General features: G+C 42.0%; 12 protein-coding genes. 2 read left to right on the forward strand and 10 right to left on the reverse strand.

The window, feature by feature from the left end; genetic code table 11:
• Nucleotides 1-14: 14 nt before the first annotated feature.
• Both WC222_05055 and WC222_05060 read right to left on the reverse strand, forming a co-directional pair.
• Entirely contained in the window at nucleotides 15-1220 is a 1206-nt protein-coding gene (locus tag WC222_05055) for an AAA family ATPase (GenBank protein MFA6915745.1), read from the reverse strand.
• A gap of 144 nt (nucleotides 1221-1364) precedes the next feature.
• Nucleotides 1365-2555, reverse strand: coding sequence for a glycine C-acetyltransferase (locus WC222_05060; GenBank protein MFA6915746.1), 1191 nt, complete (start codon nucleotides 2553-2555; stop codon nucleotides 1365-1367).
• A 131-nt stretch (nucleotides 2556-2686) separates the two neighbouring features.
• Here WC222_05060 and WC222_05065 point away from each other — a divergent pair, with 131 nt between their 5' ends.
• The gene (locus WC222_05065) at nucleotides 2687-5101 is read left to right on the forward strand and encodes a glycoside hydrolase family 15 protein (protein MFA6915747.1); all 2415 of its coding nucleotides are present in this window, start codon (nucleotides 2687-2689) and stop codon (nucleotides 5099-5101) included.
• Between the two features lie 23 nt (nucleotides 5102-5124).
• Complete coding sequence (locus tag WC222_05070) at nucleotides 5125-5721, forward strand: hypothetical protein (protein MFA6915748.1); 597 nt, start codon at nucleotides 5125-5127, stop codon at nucleotides 5719-5721.
• A gap of 26 nt (nucleotides 5722-5747) precedes the next feature.
• Here the strand turns inward: WC222_05070 and WC222_05075 are convergent, their stop codons facing one another.
• From WC222_05075 to WC222_05110, 8 genes are all read right to left on the reverse strand, one after another.
• On the reverse strand, nucleotides 5748-7088 hold the full coding sequence (locus WC222_05075; protein MFA6915749.1) for a hypothetical protein: 1341 nt from the start codon (nucleotides 7086-7088) through the stop codon (nucleotides 5748-5750).
• Nucleotides 7089-7145: 57 nt separating this feature from the next.
• Complete coding sequence (locus tag WC222_05080) at nucleotides 7146-8297, reverse strand: PLP-dependent aspartate aminotransferase family protein (GenBank protein MFA6915750.1); 1152 nt, start codon at nucleotides 8295-8297, stop codon at nucleotides 7146-7148.
• Nucleotides 8298-8307: 10 nt separating this feature from the next.
• The gene (locus tag WC222_05085) at nucleotides 8308-9309 is read right to left on the reverse strand and encodes a cysteine synthase family protein (GenBank protein MFA6915751.1); all 1002 of its coding nucleotides are present in this window, start codon (nucleotides 9307-9309) and stop codon (nucleotides 8308-8310) included.
• Nucleotides 9309-10397: a thioredoxin domain-containing protein gene (locus tag WC222_05090; protein ID MFA6915752.1), complete on the reverse strand. Its 1089-nt coding sequence runs from the start codon at nucleotides 10395-10397 to the stop codon at nucleotides 9309-9311. Before WC222_05090 ends, WC222_05085 begins: the two co-directional genes overlap by 1 nt.
• Nucleotides 10398-10402: 5 nt before the next feature.
• Nucleotides 10403-10816, reverse strand: a complete 414-nt coding sequence (locus WC222_05095; GenBank protein MFA6915753.1) for a bifunctional nuclease domain-containing protein — start codon at nucleotides 10814-10816, stop codon at nucleotides 10403-10405.
• A 177-nt stretch (nucleotides 10817-10993) separates the two neighbouring features.
• Nucleotides 10994-12139, reverse strand: a complete 1146-nt coding sequence (hemW, locus tag WC222_05100) for a radical SAM family heme chaperone HemW (GenBank protein MFA6915754.1) — start codon at nucleotides 12137-12139, stop codon at nucleotides 10994-10996.
• The gene (locus tag WC222_05105) at nucleotides 12123-12602 is read right to left on the reverse strand and encodes a hypothetical protein (GenBank protein MFA6915755.1); all 480 of its coding nucleotides are present in this window, start codon (nucleotides 12600-12602) and stop codon (nucleotides 12123-12125) included. The genes hemW and WC222_05105 overlap by 17 nt, the downstream gene beginning before the upstream one ends.
• Before the next feature lie 157 nt (nucleotides 12603-12759).
• Entirely contained in the window at nucleotides 12760-14028 is a 1269-nt protein-coding gene (locus WC222_05110; protein MFA6915756.1) for a hypothetical protein, read from the reverse strand.
• Nucleotides 14029-14051: the final 23 nt, after the last annotated feature.

Here is a 14051-nt window from a genome sequence, read left to right on the forward strand (position 1 = left end):
AATGCACAGTGAGACTATTTATTCGTTTCTAGATGAGAAGCGATGAAGTGACTTCCGTCGTGGGCAATAATCATAGTATCCCCCTCGGAATAGACATGAGTAATTAATGAGCGTGTAATAGTGGAGCTGATTTCTTTATCCACAATTCTATTAAGCGGACGTGCACCCAGTTTTCTATTATATCCATAGTTTTGAATATATTCTTGTACAGAGCTGTCAAAATCGACTTTTACTTTTTTGAGGGAATAAATCTTTTCAGAGAGCTTTTTCAGTTTATTGCATGCGATATGCATTAAAGCTTCTTCTGAGATTGCTTTAAAGAGGACAGGTTCCATCCGATTATAAAGCTCTGGAGAAAGTTTTTTCATCAGATCTAATTCGACGTATGAAAGTGCATCTTCATATGGAACATCTGCTTCATAAGCTTGTTGTAATTTTTCTGCGCCGATATTGGTTGTAGCAATGAAGATACAGCTGCGGCAGTTTATGATGTTGCCTGATCCGTCAGAAAAATATCCTTCGTCAAAAATTTGCAGAAAGAGTTTATGTACAAGAGAGTTAGCTTTTTCGAATTCGTCCAGAAGAACAACAGAAGCCGGGTTTGCTTTGATAGCGTTAGCAAGGATTCCGCCTTTCTCATTATCTCTGTATCCAAGTCCTGCGCCAATAATCTTATTTACTCCGTCTTCTAAGGAGTACTCAGACATGTTGACCCTGATAAAGCTTTTTGTAGGGTTTTTGGATAATTCATTCACGAGTTCTTTCGCGAGTTCAGTTTTACCGACGCCTGTAGAACCTATGAAAATTAAAGTAGCTATAGGTTTATTTTTGTCATGGATTCCGGCAGTATAGGGAAGGATTGAATCAACGGTTGCTCGGATTGCCTCTTCCTGACCGATAATTTTTTTGTTAAGCCTTTCTTCCAAAGTTAGGATATTGCTGAAGTCGAAGCCTTTTTGTTGAGTGGGAACACCGGGCTGAGGAGGTGTTGGAGTATTTGGAGGAGTAGGATTAGGAGTATTTGGAGGAGTTGGCTTAGGAGTATTTGGAGGAGTTGGCTTAGGAGTATTTGGAGGAGTAGGGTTGGGTTGTGCAGGTTTAGAATCAGAATCGTCCCACCAGCCATAGGTATTAACGGTGTTAGAGTATTGAAGATTCTGCGGTTGAGCACTTAGAATCATTACAGGCAATAATAATATGGATAGTGCAGTTTTAAACATAGAATCACATTTTTATAGTTTGATTAAATAATATACTTTAAATACATTAAGGTATTAAATCAATAAAAAATGTCTAGTTTAACTATTAGAAAAGACAAAAAGAACAAAACGAAGTCCTTTTTGTCTTAACAGTTCAAGAGATAGCTATATTACTCCTAGTTCCTTACCTACAATTGCAAAAGCTTCAATCGCTTTGTCTAGCTGTTCTTTAGTGTGAGCCGAGGACATTTGCGTTCTAATACGCGCTTGCCCTTGCGGTACGACGGGATAGCTAAAACCTACGACATAGACTCCATGCTCGAGCATTCTCTTAGACATTTCTTGAGCTAATGCAGCATCACCTAACAGCACAGGAATGATAGCATGGTCTTTGCCGAGTAGTTTGAAACCGTGTTTTTCCATATTTTCACGGAAATAGGCGGCATTTTCACGCACTTTAACACGCAGGTCGCCCGACTGTTCTAACATTCTAAGGACTTCGATGGATGCAGCAGTAATGGCAGGCATCAATGTATTGGAAAAAAGATAAGGTCTGGAACGTTGACGCAGCCAAGCGATGACTTCTTTTTTGCCGGAGGTATATCCACCGGAAGCTCCGCCTAGTGCTTTACCTAAAGTTCCTGTGATAATATCCACACGTCCTAAGACATGGCAGTATTCGGGCGAGCCTCTACCGTGTTCACCCAGAAAACCCACGGCGTGGCAGTCGTCTACCATCACTAGCGCATTGTATTTATCCGCAAGGTCGCAAATGCCTTTGAGGTTAGCAATGATACCGTCCATGGAGAAAACACCGTCCGTGGCGATAATACGGAAACGGCTTGACTGAGATTCTTGAAGGCATTTTTCCAATTCTTGCATATCGTTGTTAGCATAACGTAGACGTTTAGCTTTGCAGAGGCGTATGCCGTCGATGATGCTCGCGTGATTAAGCGAATCACTGATGATAGCGTCTTCAGGGCCAAGAAGAGTTTCAAATAGACCGCCATTGGCGTCAAAGCAAGAGGAATATAGAATCGTGTCTTCGGTTCCTAGGAAATGGGAAATTTTCTCTTCCAATTGCTTATGCAGTGTCTGAGTTCCGCAGATAAATCGGACGGATGCCATACCAAATCCGTAGTCATCTAAACTTTTTTTAGCAGCTTCGATCAGAGCTGGATGATTGGCAAGGCCCAAGTAGTTATTGGCGCAAAGGTTGATGACCTCTTTACCATCAGCCAATTTAATGACTGCATCCTGGGGTGAGGAGATAACTCTTTCTTCCTTAAAGAGCCCTGCTTTTTTGGCTTCATCCAATTGATTCAAGAGAAAAGTATTTAATGTATTCTGGCTCATAAAAAATCCGTTTTATAAAAATATTCACAGAAAGAATAGCTATTACACAATATTCTGCCTAGGTAGTTGTTCACATTTATTAGGTTAAAATATTATGTTAAAAATAATTTAGATTTTTAAATTGGATAGGCATGACAGCAACAATAGACCATTCTAAATTAGCGCCTGGAGCGCCCGGGCATATTGCTAGATGGACTTCGAGTGCTAAAATCGGTGTCGGTACAGCATTATACAACGATTGCAACCTTTGGTTTACAATTTCGCATGGAATTGTCAATGAGGTGTATTGGCCACGGATTGACGTAGCAAACTTGCGGGATATGGAGCTGATTGTTACTGATGGTAAAGAGTTTTTTTCCGAGGAAAAACGCGATGCGATCCATGACTATACGACATTGGGGGAGGGCGTTCCGGCATACCACCTAATAAATACTTGTAACCAAGGTCGCTACCGTATCGAGAAGAGAATTATTGCGGATACTCGCCGCAGCGTACTTTTACAGCAAATCGAATTTATACCCTTGATAGGAACACTGAAGGATTACAAAATTTTTGTCCTTTTGGCGCCGCATATGCGTAATAAGGGAATGGGTAATACAGGGTGGTCAGGTGAGTATAAAGGGTTTCCGATGCTGTTTGCAAGCTCAACGAACACTCCCTCGTTAAACATGGCCTGTGCTTGCTCCACTCCTTTTAAACGCATGACTGTAGGTTATGTGGGAATCAGCGATGCTTGGCAAGAGCTGAAAAAGAATAAAGACCTTTTGGATACTTATGAGAGGGCTGACGATGGTAATATTGCTATGGCGGCGGAAATAGATCTGGAAGAATGCGGAGGACGTTTTGTACTTTCCTTATCCTTTGGAGTAACCTCCTTTGAAGCAGGACTGCAAAGCCGTGGAGCATTATTACGTCCCTTTGAAGATTGCCTTAAAGAATACATAAGCCAGTGGGAAAGTTTTCATAGCCAATTTGATGATTTAGGCAGCGTAGACCCTTTGGGGGGCTCACTTTTTCGCATGAGCAATGCTGTACTCAAAATTCACGAGGGAAAACGTCTCTCAGGAAGTGTCATAGCTTCCTTATCCATTCCTTGGGGATTTTCTAGGGGGGACAATGATATAGGCGGTTACCATTTGATCTGGCCGCGTGATCAGGCTCAGACGGCTATCTCACTTCTTGCTGCCAATGATGTTTTAGGTGCTTATCAAACGCTAAATTTTCTGATGTGCACACAAGAGCATGATGGGCATTGGGTCCAATGCATGTGGGAGGATGGTACGCCTTATTGGCCTGGTTTGCAAATGGATGAAACGGCATTACCGGTCATATTAGCAGATATAGTCCGGCGTAAAAAGGCGATCGGTTTGTTAGATCCTACTGAAATGGTGCGTCGTGCAGCCTTATTTATTATCAAAAATGGCCCGGTGACCCAAGAAGACCGTTGGGAGGAAGTGGCAGGATATACTCCTTTTACAATAGCCTGTGAGATTTCAGCATTGCTTTGTGCGGCGGATTTTCTATCGGATGCAGGTGATTTTGCATCTGCAGAATATTTAAGGGATACGGCCGATTGGTGGAACGAAAGTATTGAGCGCTGGCTCTATGTAAGAGATACCCCTTTGGCAAATCAATATGGGGTAGATGGATATTATGTAAGGGTAATGCCGTCAGTGAAATTCCAAGATGTACCCCCTCAGTCTAATGAGATATACTTAAAAAACCTTCCCCCTGATCAATCTGTGAAGGATTATAGGAATATTGTTAGTGTGGATGCGCTGACGTTAGTCAGGCAAGGCCTAAGATCCCCCACTGATCCACGCATATTAAATACAATTAAAGTGATCGATGCCCTCTTAAAGACGGATACACCGCGTGGTCCTATTTGGCATAGATATAATCATGATGGTTATGGTGAGCATGCGGACGGGTCGCCCTTTAATGGCACAGGGATTGGCCGAGGATGGCCTCTATTATGCGGTGAAAGAGCCCATTATGAAGTGGCAGCCGGTAATATGGATAAAGCAAAAGACCTTTTAAGAGTAATGGCAAGTTATGCAGGAGTAGGCGGGCTCCTACCCGAACAAATTTGGGACAGTGAAGATATTCCTGAGCATAGTTTGTTTAAAGGACACTCGGCAGGATCAGCTAAGCCATTGGTGTGGGCGCATGCTGAATATATTACTTTGCTGCGTTCCATAAAAGACGGAAAAGTCTTTACTATGCCTCCGCAAACACAGCAGCGGTATTTATTAGATAAAGTGAAAGCTGTATACGCCATTTGGAGGATGGACCACCAATTGCCATTTTGGCCTGTAGGGAAACGTCTACGCATCCAAGCAGATGTAGGGGGCTTTGTACGTTGGAGCAAAGATAATTGGGCGTCGCATACAGATTCGGAATTTGTTCCTTTAGGTTTAGGCATTTACTTTGCAGATTTGCCGGTAGAAAACTTTTCTGAGAATTCAGAAATTCTGTTTACCTTTTATTGGGTGGGACGTAATGAGTGGGAAAATCGAAATTATAGTACAATTGCAAAAGCATAATACCCCTTCATAGTGAGAATGAAATGCCAGCTATTTCCCGTACCGGCACCGCCGCTTATACAATACTTCCTCGAAATGTGGATATGGTTCTAGTAAAAGCTTATCGCTATAATATTCCCTTTGAGCAACTTGCTAACCGAAGCGGTATAGACTTCGAATTAATCAAAATCCGTTGGGAACTCATTAAGGATAAATCTAAATTATTATCCACTCAGACTAGTTGGTGGGGTCCTAAAAAAGACCGTATACTCTTTAAATTAAAAGAATCGCCCTCTCCAATACCAGATTCAGAGCTTCCAGAACGTTTCGAGATGAAAAAGCTGCATTACATCAGAACTCACTGGAGGAGGATTAAAAAACGCAAAGAATATTTTTTAAATGCTATAGACTCTTATGAAGGCGATGGTCAACGTATTCTTCTGAAGGGGAAGAAAATTCAAATCGGTGACACTAGTTCACAGGCCCCTTGTATTTCTATATTTAATACCAGAATTCAGTTTCCTCCGTCTCAAAATCAAGCACTCTCATCTATCAGGATAACACCTTTGGATATCATTAAGAGTGTCATTTCTGAACCTCAAAGCTTAATGCCCTTTATGCAGATACTGGAAAGATCTTAAATTGTAATCATGCTCCAATCACCAGCTCAAACTTTTTTATTCCAATACCTATTATCCGAAGGAAGAGCTTTAATGTAATCCTCAAGCTCTTTTTCTAAAGTTATTTGGTCGATTTGACGATAGTTAATTTCAACCTTCTGCACGACCATATCTTTCTCCACGTCCTTAGCAATGACTAAACGTATGATTTTGTCGTCAAGGTATTCCAATACCGGGTTATTCGGATTGGCAATAGCAATACTTTCCATCTCAGGAAAGCGCAGAGAAAGGACGGACTGCAGTTTTTGGTTTAAGTCTGCATGCAAAAAATAGAGACTACGTATTTTTGAATGCACAAGGATGTGCATGTCCTCGATCGCTTCAAATTGTGGTGTGAATAAATTACTGTTACGCAATTTGCTTTCATAATCGGATTTTACTGTTTCGGAATGGACGGTATAATTGAATTTTCTAAGGTCGCGCGGGTAATAGTAGACATCTAGGCAGTTCAGTATTTCTCTTGGGCAAGAAGAATAATAACTTCCCCACAGTTTCATGTTAATATTATGGCCATTCGTGTGTTGGTAAAGGGCGATGAGAGCTTGGGCTGTAAACTCCTGTAGATAGGAAGACGGCTTTTGTTTGTATTTAGGAAGGTCCATGAGAGATTTAGTATCCCAACGTTCACCATTTCGGGTGAAATAGTCCATAGGGGCAGATTCTGCGAAGAGGATAGGAATGGAACTTTTGATAATCTTTAGGGCTCTTTGACGTTCTCCATGTAAAAAGGAAACACTGTTGACCTGTTCTGAAGCCTGGCTTAAGATCCACAAATTATGCGCCTGTTTTACGGTTTTGATAGGGACAGAGCAGATCTTCTCATCTAGATGATCATACCAGCAAAACTCCACACTTCGGAAGACTAGAAGTTCGCCGGTTTTGAATGCGAAAGGATAAGCAATTTCAGGGGAGTAGGGGGTATCTTTGAAGTGAGATGCCGCAGGAATGTGATGAAAGCAGCATTCCGGAAAAAAGGCTGCAAGGATTTCATCGAGTGAAAGTTCCTTCTCCAGGGCTTGCATGGCTGTAAAGGTTTCATCATCGAAGGGATCATCTAAACTAGACAATTCCTGTAGGCATTGTTTTGCTAGAGCCTTCAAGCCATTAAAAATTGCATCGGTATGTGCAGGAATCAGATCCTGGTTGTTATCCAGGGATTGCAACGATTTTTGAATACTTCTGTATTCTTTAGCAATTTCCACACGTGTACGTGGTGGATGTTTTTCCGTTTCAGATGTTTCGATGCCGTTTACCTTTCCTACAGGAGGGATCTTTGCAGAAGATAAAAGTGTATAAGGATGAGAAGAGAGAATAGGGGCTACGGCCATATTAATTCCTCGTAATGAATGAATTTCGAAAAAAGTCTATTATTAGAGAAAGGGCTGTTACTTTGCGCAAACTTGCAGAGCTTGGAATGATGCTGTAAAATCTTCGATGAGGTCTTCGATATCTTCCAAGCCCACTGAAATACGCACTAAGGTTTCAGAAACACCTTGTTTTAATCGTTCATCTTTGGGGATGGAAGCGTGTGTCATGCTTGCAGGGTGGCAGATAAGCGACTCCACTCCGCCTAAACTTTCTGCCAGACGCACGTAGCTCAAAGAGGCCAGCCACGTTTTCAGTTCAGTGACGGGCAGGTCTAAATCCACGGAAAGCATTCCACCAAATCCGCGCATTTGTTTTGCTGCCAGGGCATGGCCTGGGTGCATAGGCAGGCCGGGATAGTAAACTTTTTTCACAAAAGGTTGCTGCTGAAAATAATTAGCGATGCGTCCAGCATTTTTCTGGTGCTGTTCCATTCGCAAGGCCAAAGTTTTAACTCCGCGCGTGATAAGCCAGCAGTCGAAAGGGCTGGGGTTAACTCCTAAAGCTTTACGTCCGAAGTCTAAATGGGTTTTGATTGTTTCATCATTTGTCATCATCGCACCTCCAATTGTGTCTGAGTGCCCTCCAATGTATTTGGTTGTGCTATGCCAAACGATATCTGCACCTAAGAGAAGGGGATTCTGCAAGTAAGGTGTAGCAAAAGTGTTATCAATAAGCACCGGAACATCAGCAGCGTGGGCGATTGTGCTAAGTGCTTGAATATCATATATTTCTAGTAGAGGGTTTGTAGGCGTCTCAAAACAAAATAACTTCGCTCCGCTAAGCGCCTCTTTTAGATGTCTAAGGTCATGGACAGAGACAAGCTCGAGACGGATGTTGAAGTTTTTGAACACTTGATTAAAAAGGCGGTACGTACCTCCATAAAGACCCTCTAACGCTACAATCTTATCTCCAGCTGAAAAGGAAGATAATAGCCCTGTCAAGGCACCTAATCCGGAGGAGAAGACTGTCGCATACTGAGCATCTTCTAAAGCGGCCAACGTATCCTCTAAAATAGTGAAGTTTGGGTTCCCTGCACGGGTATATTCGTATTCACCCTCGCCAGGTATGTCTTGGACAAAGGTAGAGGTCATAAAGATGGGGGGCATTACTGAGCTTTGTTGCAAATGGCGGTTTTCACCTGCATGTAATGCTTTAGTGCTAAATCGCATATTAACCCCTTTAAAATTTAATATGTTGGGATTCGAGCCAGTGAGAGTCAAAAATCTTACTGAGATATTTTAATCCGCTATCGGGAATGATAGCTACAATGGTGGCAGGAGTGTCTAATTTTTCAGCCAACTGTAAAGCAGCCCATACATTAGCGCCGCTAGAACCCCCTGCCAAGATACCTTCTTTTTCAGCAAGGATACGAGTTATCCTAAAGGCATCTTCATCCTTTACTTGAACGACGTCATCAATCAACTTAAAATCGATAGCTTTTGCCATATGGTCTTCTCCGATCCCTTCCAGGAGGTAAGAACACACGGCATCTTGCGGGATGATCCCTTTATGGAAATAGTCGTAGTAGATCGAGCCGATGGGATCGGGCATAAGTGTTTTTACAGAGGGCTTCCTTTCTTTTAGATATCTACCTACGCCGCTTATGGTACCGCCGGTGCTTGCGCTAGCAACAAAATAGTCTACCTCGCCGCGCGATTGCTCCCAGATTTCCGGCCCTGTCGTCAGATAATGGGCTAGGGGATTTTGTGGATTGTCGTATTGATTTACTCTAAAGCTATTCGGAGTTTCGTCAGCTAATTTTTTGGCGACATTGACGTAGTGTTCCGGCGAATTCGGATGCGCTGCGGTGGGGCAGATGATGATCTGAGCGCCAAAAGCTTTCAGGGCATTTTGCTTTTCGATACTCACTTTATCCGGCATCGTTAGGATAGCTCTGTAGCCTCTCGTCGCAGCGATCATTGCGACAGCAGCTCCAGTGTTGCCGGAGGTATTTTCTATGATAGTACCGCCAGGTTTTAACAAGCCGCGGGCTTCAGCGTCATCAATAATGTATTTTACAATCCGGTCCTTCACGCTGGCGCCCGGGTTAAAGTACTCTAGCTTTAATAGGAGGGTAATGTGGGGGAGGTGGGTAGTCAAATGTTGAACTTGGACCAGTGGGGTGTGCCCCACTGTGTCCATTAGAGTTGGAAATTGTGTTTTTACAGCTGGTCCCGGCATTATTTCAGTGCATCAATGGCATTAAGGATATTTGCTTCAGTAATCTCTACGCCGCCTTTAAGCTTTTTCCCTTTCTTGGTGTCAAGGTTGATTAGCACGACCGTTGGAGTACTATTGATGTTAAATTGCTTGGCTAGGTCTTTGTAATATTTGAAGGCCACAGCGACATCAGCGTAATTGAGTTGTTGATACTTAACACCTAAAGGTTGAATTGCTTTGGCTACTTGTTCCTCGGTAGGCGCTCCGGTCTGTTCTGAAAGGGTTGTCAAAATATGACGAAGTTTCAGGTATTTATCTTTGTTGTTTACCATGAAAGCTAGGTTGTAGGGTGTAAAATTCATTGTTTCGGGGTGGATGGGGAAATCAACAAATACAAGACGTGCTTTTTTATTGATGGAAGTAGTTGCCTTTTCAATGACAGGCTCAATTTTACGGCATGAAGGGCACTGCCAGTCTGTAAAAAGATAAACTTCAATAGGGCTTTTGGTGTTTCCAAATGTGATCTTCTCTTTCAATTCGTCTTGGGCAGCTTCAAGTTTATCCACTTTGCTTAGTCCCACGAAGGCGATAAAAAAACCTAGGACGGCGACGGTAAAGGTAGTGAGAGATCCGAGATAATATTTCATTTTTACACCTTCTTTTTCAATTTTAGATAATTTGTCATGCCCGATGGCAATGGTTATGACTTGAATGACAAACGCGATAATTAAGCATGCTGCGATGGCTAAGCACACTGGGCACCAATGGCCGATATAATATTTTTGAACATAGATAAACCAGGCTTCAGCGCCTAAGGCTCCTGCGACAGCGATAGTTGTCAGCCAAATAAAAGCAGGAATACGTCTAGATGTTATATGAAGCAGCAAGAAAAAGGGGCATAAGATAAATCCCCATATTTCAAATGCTAAGCCGAAAAGTCGATAGTTTTGCCCTGCAGTGCATGCTTCAGAACAAATATGCAGTGAAGCAATGTATGTAAGAATAATAGGGGCTAATAAGAAAACGATGTTAAGCCAAAAAAGGGAGGGAGGCTGCTTAATTCGAAATATCAAAGAATCTTCGGATAAGCTTTGTTGCAGAGTATTCACAAATTTCACTCTTCGATAGGAACTGTTTTTTCAAGCACTTCTTTGGTACAGTAGACAGGAATATTATTCAGTAGGGCAAGAGTGATGCAGTCGCTGGGGCGGGCATCTACCTCGATAATATGCTTTACTCCACCTATTAGCTGCTCCATGAAGAGGCGCGCATAATAGACTGTATCTTGAATATCGTTTATGACGACTTGAATAAGCTTGACGCCTAACCCTAGGAATATAGAGTTCATTAGGTCATGAGTCAACGGCCGCGGCTTATCAGCACCGGTCAAATAGATTTGTAGTGTGCGTCCTATACTGGGATCAGTATAGATCGCAAAACGTTTCTCGGGTGCACCAAGGATGACTACAGTATAAGAACGCGTTTGCATGATCTTATCAAAAGAGAGCAGTATGAGCTCGGAATCCATGGCTTCTACCAATTCAAATTTAAAATTGGATTATGCAAGGGGTGTATTTTATATACAAGCGAACTTTACCCTAAGTGAGACCTAAGCTAAAAGATGTTCTGCGTAAGGAAAATGCAAAACAATCCTAAGTCCCTTAAAAATTTTATTATGGGTAGATTGAGAGAGAGAGTTATAAATTTAAACTATAATTTCTGTAGCGACGCTATCATAAAAAAGAATGCCCAGATCGGTTAGCTTAATATGATTATTTTCCTTTAAGACCCAGCCATTTTTCTCTACAGTAGATAGGTCTTTCTTCAAGGAATTAGGAAGTTCACAAGGTAAATCAAAACCATCTAACAGCCTTAGCCTGACAGCAATATGTTCTCTTAAACTGTTTTCCGCAGGAAGCTGCTCCTGAAAGTCTATAGGACTTTCACCTTTTTCCAAAGCTTCAGCATATTTTCCTAAATGAGCGATATTTTGGAAGCGTTTACCTTCCCAAAAGCTAAAGGCTGAAGGTCCTAATCCGATAAACGGACGTCCTGTCCAATAGCCGCTGTTATGAATTGCTTGGTAGCCTTGTTTAGCAAAGGCTGAAATTTCGTATTGTTGAAATCCGTTGGAAGACAGAAACTCACGTGCGAAGCTATACATCCGGACACTTTCTTCTTCAGGTGGCAATCGTAGTGTAAGCTCTTTACGCTGCTTATAAAAAAGGGTTTGCGGTTCAATGGTTAAATTATACAACGAAATATGAGAGACGGGGGACTGGACGATTTTTTGCAGTGTTCGTTCCCAATGCAAAAAGTTTTGGTCTGGTAGGTCGTACATTGCATCCGCAGAAATATTACCGATGCCGGCATCTGCAATGATCTGGAGGGCATCCACGGCTTTATTTCCGGAATGCTGCCTACCTAAAAGCTGTAATAAATTGTCGTCATAGGATTGAATCCCTATACTGATGCGGTTAATCCCAATGGCAGAAAGTTCCCTGCATTTTTCAGGTGTAACTTCTTCAGGGTTTGCTTCCAGAGTGATCTCGATATTCTGATCATAGTCGACATCTCCTAGGATTTTTTCTAATAACCGAGATAGCAGATCAGTCCTTAATAGGATAGGAGTGCCGCCTCCGAAATATAGGGAAACTAATTTCTTTTGTGAGAAATGCGGACGCCATGTATCCCACTCTTTTAAGAGGGCTTGGAAAAGGATGAGCTGTTTATCGGAGTTATCAGGGATGACGTAGAAGTGGCAATAGGAACATTTTTTTTTACAAAAAGGGATGTGGATATATAGACTAACCTCATCCCTTGTTGTATCTAATCTACCATTCGTTAGCATCAGGATCTAAGATACCCCCGCGCTTCCAACGATTACGGTCGCTAAAATAGGACTCGTCGTCTTCATCTTCTTGTGTAGTGGTATCGTTATCTTCGCTTACGCTGTCGTCATCCTCATCAGAATCATCAGATTCATAACCGGCAGCTTCTGTTTCCATATCAAAGTGGCTGTCAGTTGCTCCAACGGAACCTTCATGCATATCAATATCGGGTATTGTAGGCATTTCAGTATAGGCCGTCCTACCTTGTGCCTTCTTAGGCACAGCAAAATCTTCACCTTCGCCGCTCTCTTTCAGGAAGGCGAGGCGATCTTTTTCTTCTTCGATCTTTAGCTGTAGCGATTGAATTTCTTCTTTATGTTTTTGGATATCTTTTTTCGGAACAAGGCCTAGCTTCAACCATTGTTGAAGGTCAGTTAGTTCAGACTCCAATTTTTTAAGACGTTCACTTTTAATATGTCTCATATTCTTCTCGCAAGTAGTGGCTTGGCGGACAGCTTCAATGTGCGGCAGCTTATAAAACCTTGTAATTTCGCACAATAGCGCAAATAAAATACCATACTATTTTATAGAATGGAAGTTTTAATCGCAAAAAAAATACAAGCACTCGCTTTATAAGATTTTAGATTGCTACCGCGTCCGGTGTTTTAATGGCCTGTAACAACAGTGTACTTATACGCTGGACTGCGTTTCTCAATAGTTGAGCTTTAAAGAAAAGCTGTTCTTGACTTAAGGTAGACTGGACTTTATTAGAGTTAAAGTACTCTACTAAAGAGTCTTCTTGATTCAGGTTTTGGCATAGCCCGCAATCTACCATCGTATTTTTCTGAGTAGTTGGATTGACAAAATGGGCGGGAATTTGCGCAAGTACAGCTTCAGGAATGAGTGTTGAACTTTGAGAAAGAGTTAAGCTGCTGATAGACATAACATCTCTCGATGTTGCAGGTGAAGTTTCAGTACACACCAGTGTTTCGAAAGGAATTTCAAAGAGATCTCCATATCTTTTATGCAGCTTTTGACCCTGCACAATCGTATAATTTTCTATACCGTATTTCTCAAGCATTTTGAATTCGTGTAGATCATTTTTGCTTTCATCATTCAATTTAGGATGTACCGTAACAACTATCTGGACTCCATTATAGAGAGGTAGTGCTTCTCTAAGCATTTTGACCTGTTTAACAAAAAGTTCAAATGCTTCCTCATATCCATTCAAATAACCGCCTAGAAATGAAAGTATGAATTCACCCTCTCTGATATTCAGTTTCTGATAGATGGCTGTGCTTTGGCTTCTTAACGTTTCCATTTGTTCTACGGCTACGGCTGCCTCGACTCCTGGATGACCTACCACTTTGAAGTTCCTTGCGGAAATGTCAGGGGAGTTTGCTTTTAAATTATCTTCAATAAAGAAAGTCGGAAGCAGCATTTGAAAATTGCTATTTACAAAGCGAAGAATGAGTGCAGCGTTAGGATTATCATGAATGCACATATTCATATTGTCATAGTAAACAAACAAGCACTCTCTAGGGAAACCGTTATTACACAGTGCTTTAGCAATCTGGTGTTGCACGCGGGATGATGATTCCACCAGAATAGCTTCAGGATGCATATTCATAATTGATTGAACGATAGTTTCGACATCTTTCTTAGGAAGCTTTTGGCCCCGTTCCCAACCTTTTGCAGGGACACCTGTTTCAGACCCTAGCTCTGTAATATTTTTGACGTTGCTTTCAGGGAATTTAGTGACCTTTACCGCGTTAGCGGCAGCGGAGCCCATTGCTACAATGGTATATCCATAACCTCTATCCGCAAGGTCTTGGATGACAGGCTTGAAAACATTCGTTCCGGCTACATCATAGCAAATGCAAACAAAATCTACAGAACGTATAGGCATAATGAAACTCCTCTTTTTGCAGA

The organism is Parachlamydiales bacterium, from assembly GCA_041671045.1.
GTDB lineage: Bacteria > Chlamydiota > Chlamydiia > Chlamydiales > JABDDJ01 > JABDDJ01.

Bases quoted from the DNA above. Each gene is read 5' to 3' on its own strand.
- WC222_05055 (MFA6915745.1), bottom strand. From the start codon at position 1,220: ATGTTTAAAACTGCACTATCCATATTATTATTGCCTGTAATGATTCTA.
- WC222_05060 (MFA6915746.1), bottom strand. From the start codon at position 2,555: ATGAGCCAGAATACATTAAATACTTTTCTCTTGAATCAATTGGATGAA.
- WC222_05065 (MFA6915747.1), top strand. From the start codon at position 2,687: ATGACAGCAACAATAGACCATTCTAAATTAGCGCCTGGAGCGCCCGGG.
- WC222_05070 (MFA6915748.1), top strand. From the start codon at position 5,125: ATGCCAGCTATTTCCCGTACCGGCACCGCCGCTTATACAATACTTCCT.
- WC222_05075 (MFA6915749.1), bottom strand. From the start codon at position 7,088: ATGGCCGTAGCCCCTATTCTCTCTTCTCATCCTTATACACTTTTATCT.
- WC222_05080 (MFA6915750.1), bottom strand. From the start codon at position 8,297: ATGCGATTTAGCACTAAAGCATTACATGCAGGTGAAAACCGCCATTTG.
- WC222_05085 (MFA6915751.1), bottom strand. From the start codon at position 9,309: ATGCCGGGACCAGCTGTAAAAACACAATTTCCAACTCTAATGGACACA.
- WC222_05095 (MFA6915753.1), bottom strand. From the start codon at position 10,816: ATGGATTCCGAGCTCATACTGCTCTCTTTTGATAAGATCATGCAAACG.
- hemW (MFA6915754.1), bottom strand. From the start codon at position 12,139: ATGCTAACGAATGGTAGATTAGATACAACAAGGGATGAGGTTAGTCTA.
- WC222_05105 (MFA6915755.1), bottom strand. From the start codon at position 12,602: ATGAGACATATTAAAAGTGAACGTCTTAAAAAATTGGAGTCTGAACTA.
- WC222_05110 (MFA6915756.1), bottom strand. From the start codon at position 14,028: ATGCCTATACGTTCTGTAGATTTTGTTTGCATTTGCTATGATGTAGCC.